Annotated in this window: 7 protein-coding genes; 6 read left to right on the forward strand and 1 reads right to left on the reverse strand. The window is 64.5% G+C overall.

What is annotated here, in order from left to right:
* Nucleotides 1–103: 103 nt before the first annotated feature.
* The gene (locus FJ423_RS04510) at nucleotides 104–5,584 is read right to left on the reverse strand and encodes an alpha-2-macroglobulin family protein (RefSeq protein WP_140839579.1); all 5,481 of its coding nucleotides are present in this window, start codon (nucleotides 5,582–5,584) and stop codon (nucleotides 104–106) included.
* Between the two features lie 277 nt (nucleotides 5,585–5,861).
* On the opposite strand from FJ423_RS04510, the gene FJ423_RS04515 reads away from it, so the two are divergent.
* The 6 genes from FJ423_RS04515 (at nucleotide 5,862) to FJ423_RS04540 (ending at nucleotide 20,518) form a co-directional block, all read left to right on the forward strand.
* Nucleotides 5,862–7,790 (forward strand): autotransporter assembly complex family protein, encoded by a 1,929-nt coding sequence (locus tag FJ423_RS04515; RefSeq protein WP_140839581.1) that lies wholly within the window; start codon nucleotides 5,862–5,864, stop codon nucleotides 7,788–7,790.
* Between the two features lie 2 nt (nucleotides 7,791–7,792).
* Entirely contained in the window at nucleotides 7,793–13,846 is a 6,054-nt protein-coding gene (locus FJ423_RS04520) for a translocation/assembly module TamB domain-containing protein (RefSeq protein ID WP_140839583.1), read from the forward strand.
* A gap of 276 nt (nucleotides 13,847–14,122) precedes the next feature.
* Complete coding sequence (locus tag FJ423_RS04525; protein ID WP_140839585.1) at nucleotides 14,123–15,781, forward strand: ABC transporter substrate-binding protein; 1,659 nt, start codon at nucleotides 14,123–14,125, stop codon at nucleotides 15,779–15,781.
* 148 nt (nucleotides 15,782–15,929) lie between these two features.
* Nucleotides 15,930–16,964 carry an ABC transporter permease gene (locus tag FJ423_RS04530; RefSeq protein WP_095768933.1) on the forward strand — a complete coding sequence of 345 codons (1,035 nt, stop codon included), beginning with the start codon at nucleotides 15,930–15,932 and terminating at the stop codon, nucleotides 16,962–16,964.
* 12 nt (nucleotides 16,965–16,976) lie between these two features.
* Nucleotides 16,977–18,134: an ABC transporter permease gene (locus FJ423_RS04535; RefSeq protein WP_140839587.1), complete on the forward strand. Its 1,158-nt coding sequence runs from the start codon at nucleotides 16,977–16,979 to the stop codon at nucleotides 18,132–18,134.
* 50 nt (nucleotides 18,135–18,184) lie between these two features.
* A complete protein-coding gene (locus tag FJ423_RS04540; protein WP_140839589.1) occupies nucleotides 18,185–20,518 on the forward strand; it encodes an ABC transporter ATP-binding protein in 2,334 nt (777 codons plus the stop codon).
* Nucleotides 20,519–20,522: the final 4 nt, after the last annotated feature.

The raw sequence follows: 20,522 nt of genomic DNA on the forward strand, positions 1-20,522 counted from the left end.
GCCCATCCTTCGCAGCAGCTACGCTGCAGCTTCGGAGGGTGAACCGGCCCCTTCTCCCGGTATGGAGACGGGGAGAAGGGAGATATCAGCGACCTTGTCATCGCTACTCGGCCTTCACCTCCATCACGCCGGTGGCGGTGCGGGCCGAGTATTGCGGCCGGTACATGTCCTCCACCGTCGCCGCCGGATGGGCGTAGGTGCCCGGCGTCACGGCGCGCACGACGTAGGCCAGCGTGATGTTGCGGTCGCCGTCGCCTTCGTTCGGATTGAAAGCGGCGACGAAGCGGTCGTTGCGGAACTCAAGATGCGCGGCGTCGGTTTGCGCCAGCCAGGAGAAGTTCGACAATTGCGCGCTGGAAACCAGGCTCGGATTGTCGATCTCGAAGCCGGCCGGCAACAGGTCGGTGATCAGGAGCCGCGACGGCCATTTGTTCTGCTCATAGACCTTGAGCACGACCACGTAGCGCTCGTTCTGCTTGGCCTCGGTGACATTGGCCTCGGTGCCGTCGAGCTTGTAGTAAGTGCGCGCGATGGTGAAACCGTCGCCGCCGGCCGGCAGCGGCTCGACCGGCGCGGCGACCGCGGTCACCACCGCCTGCAGCGGCGTCGCGCCGGTATTGGCGATGGTGAGGGGGCTGTCGACAAGCTCGCTGCCGGCGACCTGGTCTGAATAGCCGCCCGAATGCGGCGCGCCGTTGACGGAAAGCGTGATGGAATCATTGCCTTCCTTCAGCGCCCGCGCGGCCAGCAGCATCCAGGATTCGTCCTGCGTGCTCGTCCAGCGGGCGTCCGCGCGTGCCACGCCCACCAGCTTGATCAGCTGCGGCATGATGCTCGGCACCGGCTTCGATTCTGCCGCCAGCGCCAGCATCGCCGCGCCGTCACGCAGCCGCGAGCCGTAGTCCGAGCGGTAGTAGTCGTAGTCGGTTTCCGACTTCGCCAGCCTGAGCGCCGTCTGGAAGGTAGCTTCCGAACGCTGCGCGTCGCCATAGAGCGCCAGGCTTGCCGCCAACTGGGCGACGGCCATCGGGCTGGAGAAGGCTTCGAGCTGCGTGTCGGCATAATAGCGCAGGTCGCCGATCGAGGCCTTCTTGTTGCGGGCGAGCACGTAAAGCGCATAGGCGATCTCGCTGCCCTTGTCCTGGACGTCTTGGTCGTAGCCGAGTGCGTTCTGCAGGTTGTTGAGCGCCTGGTTCATGGCCAGCGCCGGCACATCGTACTTCTGCTCACGCGCCCGGGTCAGGAACTCCGTGACATAGGCGTCGAGCCACAGATCGCCGGAGCCGGGGCCCCAGAGGCCGAAGCTGCCGCTTGCCGCCTGGTAGGACAGCACCTTGTAGATGGCGTCCTGGATGCGGCCATGCAGGTCCGGATCGCTCTCCATGCCGATGCTCTTGGCCATGTCGTTGACATAGAGCAGCGGCATGGCGCGGCTGGTGGTCTGCTCGGCGCAGCCATAGGGGTAGCGGTCGAGCGACATCAGAAGCGACGGCACGTCGAGCGCGGACGACTGCGAGACGCCGACGCTGACCGAAGCGCCGTCGAGCACGCTTGCGGCAAGCAGTTCCTTGTCGACGCGCAGCGAGCCGTCATTGGGCTTGAGGTCAACAACCATGCGGTTGGTGACCGGAAGCTGCGCCGGGCGCACCGGCAAATAGAGCGTCTGCTCGACTTCCGTGCCATCGGCATGCGCGAGCTTGACTGTGACCGAGGCGTCGCCCGCGGTCTTGGCGACCAGCGGGAAGGAGAGCGACTGCCGCTTGCCCTGGGCGAGAGTCAGCTTCTCGGGCAGTGGCTTGTCGCCGGTCGACAGGTCGCCGGTCGTGGTGACCGAAAGTGCATAGTCGCCGGCCGGGCCGTCGGTGTCGGCGATGTCGAGGCGCATGGTCGCCGCATCGCCCGGCGCCAGGAAGCGCGGCAGGCCGGCGGTGATCACCACCGGATCGCGAACGATGACGTCGGTCTGGGCATGGCCGACCGCATCCTTGGTCCAGGCGACGGCCATGACGCGCACGGTGCCGTTGAACTGCGGGATGTCGAAATCGACGCGCGCCTTGCCATTGGCATCGAGCTCGACCGGGCCGGAGAAGAAGGCGACCAGCTTTTCCGTCGGCGGGCTGCCTTGCGCCTGCATGTTCGCCCCATCACCGCCGGTGCGTATCTTGCCCATGGCGCCGAGCGAGCCGTCGATCAGGCGCCCGTAGAGGTCGCGGATCTCCAGCCCCAGCATGCGCTGGCCGAAGAACCAGTCCTCCGGATCGGGCGCCTTGTAGTTGGTGAGGTTGAGGATGCCGACGTCGACGGCAGCCACCATCACATAGGCATTGCTGCCGGCCTGAGCGCCGCTGACGGCGACCGGGATCGACAGCTGCTGGCGCGGCACGGTCTTTTCCGGCGGCGTCAGGCTGACCGCCAGCTTCTTCGAGCCAGGATCGACTGACAGCCATTGGATGCCGATGGCGCGGGCAGGCATGCGCGATTCCTGCGCGTCGCCGGGCCGGAACAAGGTCGCGGTGACATAGGCGCCGGCGCCCCAGTCGGCGCCGACGGGGATGTCTACGGTGCTGCCGCCGGCCGGCACCGAAGCGGTGACGGTCTTCAGCAGCTTCTCGGCGCCGATGGTGACCAGCAACTCGCCGGCAAAATGCGGCGAGACCTTCAGCTTGGCGACTTCGCCGGCGGCATAAGTGTCCTTGTCCAGCGCGATCTCCAGGCCGTCCGGCGTCTCGGTGGTGGTGGAGGCGACGTACCAGCCAGCGTCGAACTCATAGCTGGTCGCCGGACCGTCGGGATCGGCCGTCTCGACCTCGAGCCGGTAGCGGCCCCAGTCGACGGGCAGCGACACGGTCGCCTCGCCATCGGCCTTCAGGTCGACCGCGCCATTGGCGACGGCCTTGGTGAGGCTGACCGCTTCGTAGTTCCAGGAATTGTTGGAACGGTACCACTGATAGTTCCGCTCGACCGTGACCAGCGACCACTGCGCGCCTTTCAGCTCCTCGCGCTTGCCGTTCGGGTCGACCGCGATGATGCTGAACTTGGCGGTTCCGCCTTGCGGCACCTCATCGCCTTCGAAATCCGGGCGAATGCCGATGACGTCGCGCTGGGGGCGAACGCCGATGTCGAGCGAGCGCTCGACGGCGCGGCCGCCGGCCTCGCGCATGCGCACGGTGACCTTGGCGTTGACCAGCTTGGTGGTCGACGGCAACTGGTCGATCGTCACCGGGAAAGTCGCCTTGCCGTCATCGCCGACCACCGGAAGGTTGGCGAGAGGCGTCACGGTCGGCTCGCCCGACTGCTCGTCGGCCAGGCCGAAGGTGAAATCCTTGAAGCTGTCCCAGGTGCTTGTGGTCGACAGCGTCAGCTCGCCTTCCAGCGCGAGGCCCGCGGCCGGCGCGCCATAGAGAAAGCGGCCGTCGACGGTAGCGTTGGCGGTCTCGCCCTGGGCGATCTCCTTCTTGTCGGCGGTCAGGTCGAATTCGATGCGATCCGGCACGAAATCCTCAACCAGGAACATCTGGCTGGCGACCGGCGACTGCTTGGGGTCGGTGTAGATAGACACCGTCCAGGTGCCGCGCATGGCGTTGGCCTCCAGCGGCAGGTCGACGGCGTGGCCGCCGGCGGACTCGCCATTGCTGATGATGCGGCGGTTCTCGACTCCGTCTGGACGTGTGAAGATGAAGGTCAGCGGCAGGTTCTCGACCGCTTTTGCCGCGCCGTCGCGGGCGAGGGCCGCGACGTGAACGTCCTCGCCGGCGCGGTATATGCCGCGCTCCGTCCAGGCATAAACGTCGAGGGCGCCTGGCGAGGCGCGCCCCTCGACGCCGCGATCCGACAGGTCGAAGCCGGCCTTGCCCATGTCGAGGAAGACGAAGTCGTTGTCGCCCTGCTTGGCCATCAGCACGGCCGGCACCATGCCGTTCTCGCCGCGGGTGAGGCCCGGATTGAAGACGGCGTGGCCCTCGGCGTCGGTGGTCGCCGTGCCGAGAATCTCGTTGTTCCTGGCAAGCAGCGTCAATTCGGCGCCGGAGATCGGCTTGGCCGAGCCCAGCGAACGGGCAAAGACGTTGAGGCCGTCCTGGCCGGTATAGGTGGAAAGGCCGATATCGGAGACGACGAACCACTGCGTGGCGCGTGAACCATAGTCGTCGCTCTTGTCGTCGACCGGCTGCGCGGTCAGCACATAGACGCCGGGCTTGCGCTGTGGGATCGCCTCATCCACCGGGAACGAAGTGGTAACCTCCTTATTGAGATCATTGGCGATTTCGAGCGTGCCCGACCAGACGGGCGAGCCCATCTGGTCGGAAATGGTGGAAATGTCATAGCCGTCGAGCTGATGCAGGAACTGATAGCCGGACAGAAGCTGCGCCAGCGAACGATCGCCAATGCGATAGAGCGTCATCTTGGCGGCGTTCATGTTGACAGTGACGACCGGGATGCCGCGGCGCGCCCCGGCCGGCAGCACGAAGCTGTCTCCGGTGAAGCGGGCGGAGGGAGCGCGGTCCTGGACGTAGATCGACAGCACGACGGGCGCGGCGATCGTCTCGCCGATCGCCGACGGCAGGCCGGCGCGGAAGGTCACGTCATAATGCTGGCCGTGTTCCAGGCCTTCGACGCAGATCTGCTTGTCCTTGGCCTCGACGGCCTTGGGCGCGGCGTTGTCCAACGTCACGAATTGCGAATAATCGACCCCGGTCTTGACCAGTTGCTCGGAAAACTGGGCGCAGATGCGCGGCGAGGAGGAATCGGCGTCGACGGTGTGCTCGACGACGCGAAAACCCTTGCGCGCCTTGAGGTCGGCGTAGTCGGCCTGGACAGCCGGCGAGCTCACCAGCGCAAGGCTCGCCTCATAGGCCTGCAGCGAGGGCCTGTAGAGGTCGCGCTTGTCGAGGCCGGCGCCAAGCAGCGCCAGCGCCTCGGCACGGGTCTTTGCCGTGCGCACCAGCTTGTAGGCGTTGAAGGCCGCCGAGGTGGCGTTCATCGGCAAAGTCGAAGGTTCGGTGGTGTTCGACGCCGGCTGCACGGCAAGCGTCTCGCGCGCCAGCGCCAGCCACAGCGCGCCGTCATCGGGCAGCACCGAGACCGCGGCCTGGTATTTCTGCATGGCAAGGCGATGGTCGCCGATAAGCGATGCCTGCTCAGCGGCGGCCTGCAGGGCGGCAAGCCCTTCGGTCGGCTTGTCATAGGCCGGATCGGTCAGCTTGTTGCGGAACTGCTGGGCCTGGTCGGCCATCCAGTTGGGGAAAAAAGCCAGTGCCGGCGGAGCGCCGATATCGGGATCGCCGTCGACATTGGCGACCTTGCCGGCGACTGCGCCGGTGAAGGATTTCAACTGGTTATAGTCGGATTTGAGAAAACACCATTTGGCCTTGGTGTTGTAGGTGAAGGCGCGGCAGGCGGGATCGCCGAGACATGCGGTCTTGCACTGGTCGAGGCTGACATTCTGCTCCGACCTCAGGTCGAAGCCGAAATAGTCGGAATTATCGGTCGTCACGATTCGCCGGGCTTCTGCCGCAAAGGCCGCTCCGCCGAGGGCGAAAAAGATGAGAAGAAGCAAAGAGAGACCACGAGCCGCGCGCATTGCCATACCACCCTCCAGACATCGCCAGCGTCCGGGCATGATCAAGCTTCGTGCAGGCTTGTCAACGCCGGAGCGCCGCAGGTTTATCACCCGCGAACGGTTTCCATGCCGGCCAAAGGCCGGTATTTCGACAGAACCTCTGTGAGACGGATCACACATTCTTGCGAAAATGCAAAAGGTGTGAATTCCAAGCCCGGTCTATTTCAGACAATTGGATTGTGGCCCCTTTACGAACGTTGCGGAACTTCATTCCAATTTTAGTTTTGTCGACTAGGTTGTCTTAATGCCGGCGCATGAAACGCAGATGTCAAAGGGGATCGCGCCAGGGCGCGGGCTCCCGCGCGCCCTGCTTTTCGCGCTCGTCTGCTCGACCGTGCTGACCGCAGAGGTGCGGCAGGCGGCGGCTTTCGAGATTTTCGGCATCAAGCTTTGGGGCTCGTCCAAGGACGAAGATGCCGACATCGTCGATCCGCTGCGCTACTCGGTGACGATCGATGCGCCTGATGCCGACAAGGATCTGATCAAGAGGCTCGAAAACGCCTCGGCGCTGAAAAATGACGAGGATCATCCGGTGTCGGGGTCGCTCGGCCTGATGGCCAAGGCACGCGGCGACCGCGAACAGCTCGTCGCCGCCCTCTACGCCGATGCTCGCTACGAAGGCGTGGTCACCATCACGATCGAGGGCAAGTCGATCGACGAATTGCCGCCGGATGCCGAGTTCAAAGGGCCACAGCCCATTCCGGTGGTCATAACGGTTTCCCCCGGGGCGAAATTCACGCTTGGCAACATCCGGCTGAAGGGCGATGCGGCGGGGTTGGCGGCAGCCGATTTCGGCCTGATCGCCGGCGGCGATGCCGGTTCAGGCGCAGTGCTCAAGGCCGAACTGCTGATCGTGCGGGCGCTGAAGGAAGAGGGCAGGCCGCTTGCCAGGGTCACGAACCGCGAGATCGTCGCCGAGCACACCAGCTCGACGCTGGACGTGACGTTGACGGTGGCCGCCGGCCCGGTCGCCGGCTATGGCGCCACGACGGTCGAGGGCACGGAAAAGGTCGATCGCGACTTCACCGAATACATGACCGGGCTGAAACGGGGCCAGCAATATTCGCCGCAGGAGATCGACGATGCGCGCGACCGGCTGCTCGGGCTCGAGGTCTTCAACAGCGTGACGATCAAGGAAGGCGACAGGCTCGACGCCAACGGCAACATTCCGATCGGCGTCCAGGTGAGCGAGCGCAAGCCGCGCTATTTCGGCGTCGGCGGCAGCTTCTCGAATACCGAAGGCCTGGGGCTCGAAGGCTATTGGGGCCATCGCAACCTGTTCGGCCAGGCGGAGAAGCTGCGCATCGACGGGTCGATCAGCGGCATCGGCAGCAACAGCCTTTCCGCGCTCAACTACAATGCCGGCGTCATGTTCGAGAAGCCGGGGGTGCTCGGGCCGACGTCGAAGTTCTTCACCGGCATCAAGACGGTGTTCGAACACCCCGATGCCTATGACCATTTCTCGGTCAAGGGCGATGTTGGCGTCTCCTATGACCTCGACAAGAAGCAGCGGGTGTCGGCCGAGTTCGACCTCGATTATTCGAGGATCACCGACGCCTTCGGCAAGCATACCTATCTGATCGCCAGCGTGCCGCTGCAATATGTCTATGACAGCCGCGACAACAAGCTGAACCCGACCAGAGGCTTCCGCTTCTTAGCCTATGCCGAGCCAAGCTACGACATATTGAATGGCGCAACCTTCCTGAAGCTGAAGGGCGAGGGCTACACCTACCAGTCGCTCGACACGGCAAGCCGGTTCGTGCTCGCCGAGCGCGCGACGCTCGGCTCGATCGTCGGCACCGGGCTGCAGAACGTGCCGGCCGACAGGCGCTTCTATTCCGGCGGCGGCGGTTCGGTGCGCGGCTATGCATATCAGGGCATCGGCCCGAAAGACATTGACGGCCAGCCGATCGGCGGCCTCTCCTTCTTCGAAACCTCGGTCGAGATGCGCATCGGCGTCACCGACACGATCGGCATCGTGCCCTTCGTCGATGCCGGCACGGTCTCGACCAAATCCTTCCCCGATTTCTCGAATGTGAAGGTCGGCGCCGGCGTCGGCCTGCGCTATATTACTCCCTTCGGGCCGTTGCGCATCGACGCTGCCGTGCCGCTCAACCGCGATCCGGGCGATCCGCATTTCGGCATCTATGCCGGCATCGGCCAGGCGTTCTGACGATGAAGATGGTCTGGCGCATCCTCCGTATCTGCCTCTACGCGCTGCTTGTGCTGCTCGTGGTGGCGATCGGCGCGCTTGTCGTTCTGACCGGCACCGAAGGCGGCCGGCAGAATCTTGCCGGCCTGATTTCGAAGGTGGCTTCGAGCGAGAACCGCAAGGTGACGGTCAGCGGCATCGAAGGCATCTGGTCGGGCGCGCTCAGGGTCGACCACATCGTGCTGGAAGACCGCGCCGGCCCCTGGATGGTGGCGCGCAAGGTGGCGCTCGACTGGTCGCCGGCGGCGCTGCTGTCCTGGAATTTCAATGCCGATCACTTAGCCGCCGAGCGCATCGAGCTGGCGCGGCTGCCGCAGCCGAGCCAGCAGCCATCGCAAGGCGGCTCGTCCAGCCTGCCGGTGTCGATCGACGTGAAGCAGATCGACCTGCCGGAGATCGCGCTTGGACAGGAGCTTGCCGGCAGCGGCATCGCCGAACTGGCCGCCAAGGGTTCGCTCAAGGCCGATCCGTCGCCGCTGGCGATCGAAAGCGTGCTCAACGTCAGCCGCCACGACGGCAAGCAAGGCAATGTCGACGCCAAGATCCACTTTGCGCCGGCCGACAACAAGCTCGACCTCGACCTCAAGGCGTCGGAACCGGCCGGCGGCATCATCGCCAATTTGCTCAAGCTGCCGGATGCGCCGCCCGTCAACATCGTCGTTTCCGGCGGCGGGCCTTTGGCCAACTGGAGCGGCGTCGGCACCTTCATGGTCGACGGTCGGATCGTCAGCCAACTGACCGGCCGGCACCAGCTCACTGACAAGGGCCACCGCATCGAGGCCAAGGGCGACGGCCAGTTCGAAGAGTTCCTGCCGGAGAAGATAAAGGCTTTGTTTGCGGGTAAGACGAGCTTCGACCTTGCCGGAACGGCCACCGCGTCGGGTGGGATCGATATCGAGCAGGCCATCATAGAGAGCGATGCGGTGCACGGCACTGCCACCGGCAATGTCGATCCGAAGGGCGCCAGCGACCTGGCGGTCGAGCTCTCCGCCAAGGACAAGCCGGTCACCGTCGATGTCGGCAACAGCGCGGTTCCGATCCTGGTCGCGGTCGAAAAGGCCACGGTGCGCGCCTTCGGCGACGGCAAGGCGCCGATGGTCGATATCGGCACGTCGCTTACTTCGGTCGCCGTCGGCGGCACGCAGCTCAACAATATTACGGGCGAGATCCATTCCGACGGCTTCGACATCGAGACCGTTAGCGGCCCGGTCGCCATCAGGCTCGCGGCCGCCGGCCTGAAGACCGACGTCGCGACGCTGGCGCCGCTGGTGACCGGCAAGCTCGCCGCGGACCTTTCCGGCACGATCAGCCGCGAGACCGTAACCATCGACAAAGGCACCTTGCGCAGCGATGCGCTCAATGCCGGGCTGACGGCAAATGTGGCGCTGGCCGATTTGTCGATGACGCTGAAGATGAATGCCGACACCGTCTCGAAGGCATTGCCGCCGCAGATCAGCTCGCTGCTTGGCGAGCGGGTGAAATTCTCGGCCACCGCCACGCGCGATCCGCAAGGCGCGTTCGCCGCCAATTCGCTGGAGATCAGTTCCGGCTCGCTCAGCGCCAGCGGTACCGGCAGCATGCAAGGATCGGATATCCAGGCCAGCGTCAAAGGCACGTTGGGCGATGTCTCGCCACTGTCGTCGCTCGCCGGCACGCCGCTTGCCGGCGGGGTCAATTTCGCGCTGACCACGAGCGGCCCGCGCTGGGCGCCGGATTTTTCCGTTTCAGCAGACAGCGCCAGCCTGACGGCCGCCGGCCGCACCGTGAAGGACATCAAACTCTCGGCCAAGGGCAAGGCCGACATCGCCAACCCGTCCGCCGAAATCTCGCTGACGGGCAGCGCCGAGGGGCAGGCGCTGGACATCGAAGCCTCGCTGGTGACGGCCGACGGCAAGCGCTCGATCAGGGGTCTCAGCCTGGCGCTGGGCGACAACAAGGTCTCGGGCGATCTCGCGCTCGACGACAAGTTCCTGCCGCTCGGCACGCTGACGCTTGCCGTGCCCGACATCGGACCGCTCGCGGCGCTCGCAAATCAGAGCGCGACCGGCGATATCAACGGCACGATCGCCTTCGCCAAGAACGGCGAGGCGCCGACCGTCACCGTAAATGCGACCAGCACGTCGATCGCCCGCGGCGATCTGGCGGCGAAAGCCATCACCGTCAACGCGCTGATCGCCAACTATCTGAAAGGGCCGGCGATCTCAGGCACGATCAAGGCCGATAGCGTGACCTCCGGCGGCACGGTCATCAGCGGCATCGGCATCGACTTGAAGCGCGACGGCGAGTGGACGAACTTTACCGGCGGCGCCACGGCGTCCGGCATTCCGGCCACTGCCACCGGCCGGGTGAAGATCGCCAACGGCACGACGAGCGTGGAAATCGCTTCCGGCGAGGCGACGGTGCGCGGCATCAAGGCGGCCATCGCCGAGCCTTCCAGCCTCTCCATCGCCAATGGCGTGACCGCCATCGAGAAGCTCGCGCTCAATCTCGGCGGCGGCTCGGCAACGGTTTCCGGGAGCGCCGGTCAGGCACTGGACCTGACGGCCAATCTCGCCAACCTCCCGTTGGCGCTCGCCAATGATTTCGTGCCCGGCCTCGACGGGGCCGGAACGCTGGAAGGCACGGCACACGTCACGGGTCCATCGTCCAATCCCGACATTCAGTTCGACGCGAAGGTGGCGGGCGCCGAGACCAGCCAGACCCGGCAGGCGGGGCTCGGGCCGCTGGATCTGGACGCTGCCGGTACCTACACGCTGGCGGGCGGCGTCGCCCTGGACCACGCCACGCTTTCGGGCGAAGGGATTTCAGGCAAGGCCGCCGGCACTCTCAACCCGAACGGCGCCAGCGATTTCTCTCTCGATCTTACCTCATCCGGAGCCAGCCTGCCGTTGACCGTCGGCAGCGCCCAAAGCCCGGTCAAGATCGCCGTCCAGTCCTTGTCGGCAAAGATGGCGGGCGAAAGCACGCAGGCGCGGCTCGATGTGTCCGCGATCCTTCCTTCCATTGCCGCCAGCCAGGCGACGGTCGACGGCCTCATCCTGGCGCTGCATTCGGATGCCTTCGACCTCAAGGGGCGGGCAGGTCAGGTTTCCGGCACGGTGTCGGTGGACAGGATTGGCCTCGACAATCCGACGATCGCGCCGCTGATCGCCGGCAAGGTCACGGCCAAGGTCAATGGCCGCCTGACGACCGATGCCGTTGCCGTCGACAGCGGCTCCTTGAGAAGCGATGCGCTCAACAGCCAGGTCGCCGGCCGGATATCGCTGGGCGACGGTTCGGTCGACCTCAATATGAACGCCAATGTCGCCTCTTCAGCCTTACCGGCGGCGGTGCGCGGCATGCTTGGCGAGAGCGCTGCGTTGAGCGCCTCGCTGAAGCGCGATGCCAATGGCAATGTCAATGTCGACGGGCTGAAGCTGAATTCCGGCGCGCTCAGCGCCGACGGGCAGGCGAGCCTTGCCGACGGCAGGTTGGCCGCCGGGATCAGAGGCGCATTGAGCGATGTTTCGGGGCTGTCGAAAGACGCCAAGGGCGCCATCGCCTTTGTCTTGAACGCGCAAGGCCCGGTCACCACGCCGGACCTGTCGATGACGGTGAGCAGCGACCGGCTTTCCGTGGCGGCGCGCGAGATCACGGGACTGAGGCTTACGGCCAGCGGCAAGGCCGATGCCGCCAATCCGGCGGCCAATGTTGAACTCACCGGCAATGTCGCCGGGCAGAATCTGCAAGGCAGCGCAGTGCTCGCCACGACCAATGGCAGCCGCGCGATCAATGGGCTTTTGCTGTCGCTCGGTCCGAACAAGATTGCCGGCGATCTCACTCTCGACGATGCCTTCGTGCCGGTCGGCACCGTTTCGCTCGACTTGCCCGATATCGGGCCGCTGGCCGCGCTGGCGCTGGAAAAAGCCGAGGGCAATGTGCGCGGCACGATCGCTTTTACCAAGGCAGCCAACGGACCCAATGTCGCCGTCAAGGCGAACACCTCCGAGATCAAGCGCGGCGATCTCTCCGCCAGGAATGTCGCCATCGACGCGCAGATCGCGAATTACATGGCAGCACCGGTCATTGCCGGTACGGTGCGCGCCGAGAGCGTGACTTCCGGCGGCACGGCCGTCACCGGCATCGATGTCGATCTCAAGCGCGACGGCGACTGGACCGGTTTTTCCGGCGGCGCAACCGTCAAGAACATCCCGGCGAAGGCAGCCGGCCGGGTGAGGATCGCCAACGGCACGACGACGGTCGAGCTCGCGTCGGGCCAAGCGACGATGCAGGGCATCAAGGCCGCGATCGCGCAGGCCTCGACCGTGACCATCGCCAACGGGGTGACGACGCTCGACCGGCTGGTGCTGAATCTCGGCGGCGGCACGGCGACGGTGACGGGCAAGGTCGCGCAGACGCTCGACATCAACGCCAATCTGGCTCGGGTGCCGATCTCGCTCGCCAACAGTTTCTCGCCGGGTCTCGACGCGGCCGGCTCGGTCTCGGGCACGGTCAAGGTCACCGGCGCGCCGGCGACCCCATCGGCGGCCTTCAAGATCGACGCTTCCGGCGTGCAGACCTCGCAGACGCGCGGCGCCGGCCTCGGCGGCATGAATGTGTCGTCGTCGGGAACCTTCGTCGGCAACAAGCTCGCTTTCGATGCCGACATCAGCGATGGCGCCGGCCTCGGTCTCAAGGGTGGCGGCACGGTGGCGACGGCAGGCACGCCCACCTTGGCGCTCGACTTCAAGGGCAAGGTGCCGTTTTCCTTCCTTGCCGCCAAGCTCGCCGCGCAAGGTCTGGCGCTCAACGGCACTGCCAATGTCGATGTGCAGGTGCGCGGTCCCGCATCCGCGCCGGTGATCAGCGGCAAAGTCACGACATCCGGCGCGCGCCTTATCGATGCGCGTTCCGGCCTGGCGGTCAACGATATCGACGCCGACGTTTCGATCGGCGGCGGCGTCGCCAGGATCAATCGCTTGACCGGAAAGCTGTCGACGCGCGGCAGCCTGTCGGCCAGCGGCACGGTGGGCATCACGCCGGCGCAAGGCTTCCCGGCCGACCTGTCGATCAAGCTCAGCGATGGCCGCTACACCGACGGCCGGGTAGTGACCGCCAATCTCGGCGGCGACCTGACCGTCAAGGGGCCGCTGGTCTCGGCACCGGTGATCGCCGGCACCATCAATCTGGCGAGAACGGTCATCACCGTTCCGGACAAGCTGCCCGGGTCACTCTCGGAACTCAACGTCAAGCACAAGAACGCGCCACGCGCCGTGCGGGCACAGGACAAGGCGCTGCGCCCGCCAACGTCCAGCGGCAGCAGCAAGGGCGGCAGCGGCCTGACGCTTGACGTGACGGTCAACGCGCCGAACCAGATCTTCATCCAGGGCAGGGGCGTCGACGCCGAGCTCGGCGGCTCGCTCAAACTAACCGGCCCGGCGTCGTCACCGCAGGCTGTGGGCACTTTCACCTTGCAGCGCGGACGGCTAACGATCCTTGCAAAACGGCTGACATTCACGGAGGGCACGGTCGGGTTCCAGGGATCGCTGGTGCCTTACCTCAATCTCACCGCGACCACCACGACAAGCAGTGCCACCGTGACAATCGTGGTTTCCGGCGAGGCGACCGATCCGAAATTCAACTTCTCCTCGGTGCCGGCGCTGCCCCAGGACGAGGTCCTGGCGCAGCTCATCTTCGGTCAATCCATGTCCAGACTGTCACCGCTGCAGATCGCCCAGCTCGCCGACGCCGCCGCGCAATTGGCAGGCGCCGGCGGCACGACCTCGCTGCTCGACAGCCTGCGCAACGCAATCGGCGTCGACGATCTCGACGTGACGACGGACGAGAAGGGCGGCACCGCGGTTTCGGCCGGCAAATACCTTAACGACCGCACCTATGTGACCATACAGAAGGGCGATAAGCCGGGCTCCGGCAAGGCCACGATCGACCTCAATGTCGGTCGCGGCGTGAAGCTGCGCGGCGAGGCCAATGATGCCGGCGAAGCCAAGGGCGGCGTCTTCTACGAACGCGAATATTGAGGCCGCGCCGGCGCTTCTGTGTCTGCCCAGCAGGCTGTCCGCCGCGGGGACGGGGCCGTTATCCGTATAAAATGTATTGATTTAATCGCCCGCAACGATTTTTTTGGAAATCCGCCTCGCGATAACAAATTTGCGTCAAGACTGTCGCTAACGCGCGAACCGGGTTGTAGCCAAAGATGCACATTCCCTGGCATGTTCCTACTCCACACCGTGTTTTGACATCACGGTCTGGATGCGGAATGTTAAAAGGCGGAAAGCCAACAATGGGAGTAAGTCATGGCAATCTATAAGAGCAATGGTGATCGTGTTCCCGATCACATCCTGAAAATGGCTGAAGAAGCCAAATCGGGCGGCGTGGACCGCCGCGAATTCCTGGCTATGGCCAGCGTCTTCGGCGCATCGACGGCAATGGCCTATGGCATGCTCGGCCTCGCCGCGCCGACCCCGGCCCGGGCCGAGGACGTGCAGGGCAAGAAGGGCGGCGTGCTCAAGGTCGCGATGTCGATCAAGGATCCGAAGGATCCGCGCACCGCCGACTGGTCCGAAATCTCCAATGCCGAGCGCCAGGCGCTCGAGCCGCTGGTGAAATACACGAAGGAATATACCTTCGCGCCGTATCTGCTGGCGAGCTGGGACATCAACGACGACGCCACCGAATACACGCTGCATGTGCGGCCGGGCGTCGAATGGAACAACGGCGACAAGTTCACGGCCGACGACGTGATCTACAACTTCACGCGCTGGGCGGATAAGGGCGCGGAAGGCAACTCGATGCCTGGCCGCCTCGGCAGCCTCGTTGACGACACGACCAAGAAGCTGCGCGAAGGCTCCGTCGTCAAGGTCGACGACATGACCGTCAAGCTCAAGCTGACCAAGCCCGACATCGCCATCATCCCGAACCTTTGCGACTATCCGGCGCTGGTCGTGCACAAGACCTTCGACGAGAAGGGCGCCAACTTCAAGAGCTGCCCGATCGGCACCGGTCCGTTCGAGCTAGTCTCCTACGACGTCGGCCAGAAGGTGGTCTACAAGCGCCGCGAGACCGGCAAGTGGTGGCAGGGCGAGGCCTTCCTCGACGGCGTCGAGTTCATCGATTACGGCACCGATCCGGCCGCGACCGTCTCTGCCTTCGAGTCGGGCGAAGTCCAGACCAACCACGAAACGACCGCCGACTACATCAAGATCATCGCCGACGTCGGCGCTCCGGTCTCGGAAGTCGTGACGGCTGCCACCGTGGTGTCGCGCTTCAACATCACCCACAAGCCCTATGACGACCAGAAGGTTCGTCAGGCGATGTTGCTTGCCGTCGACAACGCCACCGTGCTGCAGCTCGGCTACGGCAATGCCGGTACGCCGGCCGAAAACCACCACGTCGCGCCGATCCATCCGGAATACGTCAAGCTGCCGGAGGTCAAGCGCGACATCGCCAAGGCCAAGCAGATGCTGACGGAGGCCGGCGCGATCGATTTCGAGCACGAACTGATCAGCAACGACGAGGACTACCACAAGAACACCACGGACGCGATCGCCGCCCAGCTGCGCGAAGCCGGCATCAAGGTGAAGCGCACCGTGCTGCCGAGCTCGACCTTCTGGAACGACTGGACGAAGTATCCGTTCTCGGAAACCAACTGGAACATGCGCCCGCTGGGCATCCAGGTGATCGCCATCGCTTACCGCACCGGTGAAGCTTGGAACGAGACGGCCTACGCCAATCCGGACTTCGACAAGAAGGTGAACGAGGCGCTCGGCATTGCCGATGCGGAGAAGCGCAAGGTTGTGATGAAGGATATCGAGCAGACCCTGCAAGATTCCGGCATCATCATCCAGCCTTACTGGCGCAAGCTCTACATCAACATCAAGCCCGAGGTGAAGAACCACTCGATGCACCCCACCTACGAGCACGACTTCGGCAAGGTCTGGCTCGAGCAGGCATGATCCATAGCGCGATGGATACGAGGGGCCGCGGCCCCTCGTATTTGCAGCTTCGTCGCCGTTGCATATCCTGCAGCGGCGGCGGGGCGTCATCCGCTTTTCGAAACAGGGTTGAACGTATCTGACCCCAACCCGGCCGGCAGGGGGGCACATGTTCTCATTCATCGCCAGACGCATCGGCACGATACTGCTCACGATGCTGTGCCTGACGCTGGTCGTCTTCTTTCTCGTCAATCTCGAGCCCAATCTGAAGAAACTGGCGATCAGCCAGACCGAGATGCACACGCCAGCCGACCAGCTCGAAAGCTGGCTGGTCAATCATGGCTACCGGCAGAACTTCTTCGTGCGCTACGGCCAGTGGCTGGGGGTCCTGCCGAAGCATCCGATCACCGATCCGGCGACCGGCAAGACGACGCAGCGCTTCTCGTTCTGCAACGACCCGGCCGAGCCGCAATTCTCCGGCGTCCTGCAGGGCGATTTCGGCTGCTCGACCAAGTTCAAGACGACGGTCGCGGCCAAGCTGTTCCCGGCCCTCGGCGCCACCGGATTGTTGATGTTCTGGGTGCTGGCGGTGATGGTGCCGATCTCGCTGCTGATCGGCATTCTCGCCGGCATGCGCGAGGGCTCGCGCACCGACCGCGTGCTGTCGGTGGCCTCGATCGCCTCGACGGCGACGCCCGAATACGTGTCGGGCGTCATCTTCACCGTCATCTTCGCATCTTGGCTCGGTTGGCTGAACGGCTCGGCGGCGTCCGCCAGCCAGGGCATAACCTTCTACAATTTCACGCTGCCGGTGATCACGCTGGCGATCTACGGCATCGGCTATATCGCGCGCATGACACGCGCCTCGATGGTCGAGGTGATGACGCAGCAATATATCCGCACCGCCCGGCTGAAGGGCCTGTCCTTCAGCAGCGTGGTCATCAAGCATGCGTTGCGCAACGCGCTGATTGCGCCCTTCACCGTCATCATGCTGCAGTTCCCGTGGCTGCTCACCGGCGTCGTCATCGTCGAGGTGATGTTCCGCTACCAGGGTTTCGGCTACACGCTGGTCGAGGCCGCCGGCAACAACGACATCGACCTGCTGCTCGGCTGCTCGCTGGTCTCGGTGTTCATCGTGCTGATCACGCAGCTGATTTCCGACGTCGGCTACGCGTTTCTCAATCCGCGTATCAGGGTTCAGTAGAGGCAGGGGCCGATGCAAACCGAATATATCAGCGCCTTCAACGTGGTTATCGGCGTGCTCTGGCGGTTCTGGCCGGTGTGGGTCGGGCTCATCCTGGTGATGGGCGCCAGCTTTACCTACAAGAAGCGGCTCGGGCTCTACGGCCAGCTCTTCGACAGCGGCGTCGGCATTGCCGGCGTCTTCATCTGCCTGTTCTGGCTGTTCACGGCGATCTTCGCCTCCACCATCTCGCCCTTCGATCCGCTGGCGCAGGTCTCGGTGATGAAGGACACGCTGCCCGGGGCGATCGAGCCGGCGTCGAAGCTCGTCTATTATTTCGGCGGCGACAAGCTCGCCCGCGACGTGTTCTCGCGGATGGTCTATGGCAGCCAGATCGTGCTGATCATCGCGCCGGCCGCCACCGGCTTCGCGCTGATGGTCGGCATCACGCTCGGCCTGCCGGCTGGTTATTATGGCGGCAAGATCGACACGCTCTTGTCGTTCCTTGCCAATCTGGTGCTGGCCTTCCCGGTCATCCTCCTGTTTTACCTGCTGGTGACGCCGGGCATCATGGACACGCCGATCCCCTATGGGATGGCGGGACTGTTCTTCCTGTTCCCGATCATCTTCTTCTGCGTGCTGTTCTGGACCCGCTACAAGAACCGACCGGACCGGCTCTATATCCTGCTCGGCATCACGCTGGTCCTAGGCGGCTGGATCTATACGGGCCTCGTCTTCGACAAGGATCCGCTGCGCATCGTCCATATCGATCCCAACCAGCTCAACATCTTCGTGGCGGTGGTGTTCGCCTCCAGCCCGGGCGTGTTCCGCATCGTGCGCGGGCTGACCATGGACATCAAGACGCGCGACTATGTGGCGGCGGCGCAGACGCGCGGTGAATCGCCCTGGTACATCATGCTGTGGGAGATCCTGCCCAATGCGCGCGGTCCGCTGATCGTCGATGCCTGCCTGCGCATCGGCTACACGACGATCCTGCTCGGAACGCTCGGCTATTTCGGCTTGGGCCTGGCGCCGGAAAGCCCCGACTGGGGCACCGCGATCAAGGACGCCAGCCGCCTCTTGCGGTCCTTCATCCACCCGGCGCTGCCGCCGACGATCGCGCTGATGTCGTTCGTGCTGGGGCTGAATCTGTTGGCGGATTCGCTGCGTGAACAGTCGATGAAAGATTGATGGCGGGGTTTTTGGCCCCATCTTCCAAGGACCAAGGATTGGAGCGACCCATGAACGAGGCAGTTCGAGATCCAGCCAAGGCGACCAGTCAGCCGATCATCGAGATCGAGAACCTCTCGATCTCCTTCTTCACCCGCAAGGGCGAGATCCCGGCCGTGATGGATTTTTCCTGCACGGTCATGCCCGGCGAGGCGATGGGCATCGTCGGCGAGTCCGGCTGCGGCAAGTCGACCGTGTCGCTCGGGATCATGCGCGACCTCTCCAACATCGGGAAGATCGTCGGCGGAAAGATCAAGTTCCAGGGCAAGGACATGGGCGAGCTCTCCGAAGATGAGCTGCGCTCGATCCGCGGCAACAAGATAGCCATGATCTACCAGGAGCCGATGGCGAGCCTCAACCCGGCGATGAAGATCGGCCAGCAGCTGATGGAAGTGCCGCTGATCCACGACAAGGTGTCGAAGGAAGAGGCCTACAACCGCGCCCTGGAGATGGTGCGGGCGGTGAAGCTGCCCGACCCGGAGCGCATGATGCGCTCCTATCCGCACCAGCTTTCCGGCGGCCAACAGCAGCGCATCGTCATCGCCATGGCGCTGCTTTCCAAGCCGGCGCTCTTGTTGCTCGACGAGCCGACGACCGCGCTCGACGTCACCGTCGAGGCCGGCATCGTCGAGCTGGTCAAAGGTCTGGGCGAGAAGTTCGGCACCTCGATGATCTTCGTGTCGCACAATCTCGGCCTCATCCTCGAGACCTGCGACAAGATCACGGTGATGTATTCGGGCGAGGCGGTCGAGACCGGCAAGATCGAGGACGTGTTCGACCGGATGCGCCACCCCTACACGCAAGGGCTGTTCCGCTCGATCCCGCTGCCTGGCGCCGACAAGAACTCGCGGCCGCTGATCTCCATTCCTGGACAGTTGCCGCTGCCGCATGAGCGGCCGAAGGGCTGCAATTTCGGGCCACGCTGCCACCATTTCGTCGAGGGCGTCTGCAACGCCGCGGAAATCCCGATGATCCCGGTCGAGGGCCATGAGGGCCATTTCTCGCGCTGCGTGCGGTTCAACGAGATCGACTGGGAGGCGCTGCCGCCCGGTGCCAAGAAGGTCAACGAAAAGGTCGAGCCCGGCGCGCCGGTGCTCAAGATCGACGATCTCAAGAAATACTACAAGGTCGGCGGCAGCGAGGTGTTCGGCTCCAGCGAAGGCCGCGTCGTCAAGGCAAACGAGACGATCTCGTTCACCGCGCGCGAATCCGAGACGGTCGCGATCGTCGGCGAATCCGGCTGCGGTAAGTCGACGCTCGCCAAGGTGTTGTTGGGCCTCGAGACCGCAAGCTCCGGCACCGTGACGCTGGGCAACAAGGAGATCCAGTCGACCGGCATCGAGCGCCGCAATGTCGAGACGGTGTCTTCGATCCAGATGGTGTTCCAGAATCCGTTCGACACGCTGAACCCCAGCCACACGGTCGGCTCGCAGATCATCCGCACGCTGGAGAAGTTCAAAGTCGGCAAGACGGTCGCCGAGCGGCGCCAGCGGATGCTGGAACTGCTCGACCTGGTGAAGCTGCCGCGCGCCTTCGAAACGCGCAAGCCGCGCCAGTTGTCGGGCGGGCAGAAGCAGCGTATCGGCGTCGCGCGCGCCTTTGCCGGCGACGCCAAGGTGGTGGTGGCCGACGAGCCGGTCTCGGCGCTCGACGTCTCGGTGCAGGCGGCGGTGACCGAGCTGTTGATGGACATCCAGCGCAAGAACAAGACCACGATGCTGTTCATCAGCCACGATCTGTCGGTGGTGCGCTACATCGCCGACCGCGTCGTCGTCATGTATCTCGGCTACATCGTCGAGCAAGGCACGACCGATCAGATCTTCTCGCCGCCTTACCACCCCTATACCGAGGCATTGCTGTCGGCGATCCCGATCGCCGACACCAGCGTGGTCAAGAAGCACATCGTGCTGGAAGGCGACATCCCGTCGGCGATGAACCCGCCGACCGGCTGCCCGTTCCAGACGCGATGCGGCTACAAGAGGCTGGTGCCCGACAATCTGTGCGAGACGAAGGTGCCGCCGGTGAAGAATCTCGGCAACGGCCATATGAGCCTGTGCTGGCTCTCGGACGATGTCCTGGCCAAGATGGAACCGGTCATCAAGTTCGACAAGGAACATGCCGCGCGTGAAGGCGTGCCGGATGATCCGCCGCACGGCGAGGGGCCAGGCTTTGCCGGTTCGCCGCCGCAGCGGCCCGACGGCAAAAACGCCAGCGCGGAGGCCGATGCGATCGGAAAGGGCGTCGAGGAGAACGACGAGGTGCTCAAAGCCCGTCGCCACGAAGTGCGCGACGAGGATTCGGAAACCGGTGTCTCAAGGCCGAAGGACACGACAAGGCGGCACTAGACCC

This window comes from Mesorhizobium sp. B2-8-9, from assembly GCF_006439475.1.
GTDB lineage: Bacteria > Pseudomonadota > Alphaproteobacteria > Rhizobiales > Rhizobiaceae > Mesorhizobium.

Excerpts from the sequence above, each read along its gene's own strand:
- FJ423_RS04530 (WP_095768933.1), top strand. The coding sequence starts at position 15,930 with ATGTTCTCATTCATCGCCAGACGCATCGGCACGATACTGCTCACGATG.
- FJ423_RS04540 (WP_140839589.1), top strand. The coding sequence starts at position 18,185 with ATGAACGAGGCAGTTCGAGATCCAGCCAAGGCGACCAGTCAGCCGATC.
- FJ423_RS04535 (WP_140839587.1), top strand. The coding sequence starts at position 16,977 with ATGCAAACCGAATATATCAGCGCCTTCAACGTGGTTATCGGCGTGCTC.
- FJ423_RS04520 (WP_140839583.1), top strand. The coding sequence starts at position 7,793 with ATGAAGATGGTCTGGCGCATCCTCCGTATCTGCCTCTACGCGCTGCTT.
- FJ423_RS04510 (WP_140839579.1), bottom strand. The coding sequence starts at position 5,584 with ATGGCAATGCGCGCGGCTCGTGGTCTCTCTTTGCTTCTTCTCATCTTT.
- FJ423_RS04525 (WP_140839585.1), top strand. The coding sequence starts at position 14,123 with ATGGCAATCTATAAGAGCAATGGTGATCGTGTTCCCGATCACATCCTG.
- FJ423_RS04515 (WP_140839581.1), top strand. The coding sequence starts at position 5,862 with ATGCCGGCGCATGAAACGCAGATGTCAAAGGGGATCGCGCCAGGGCGC.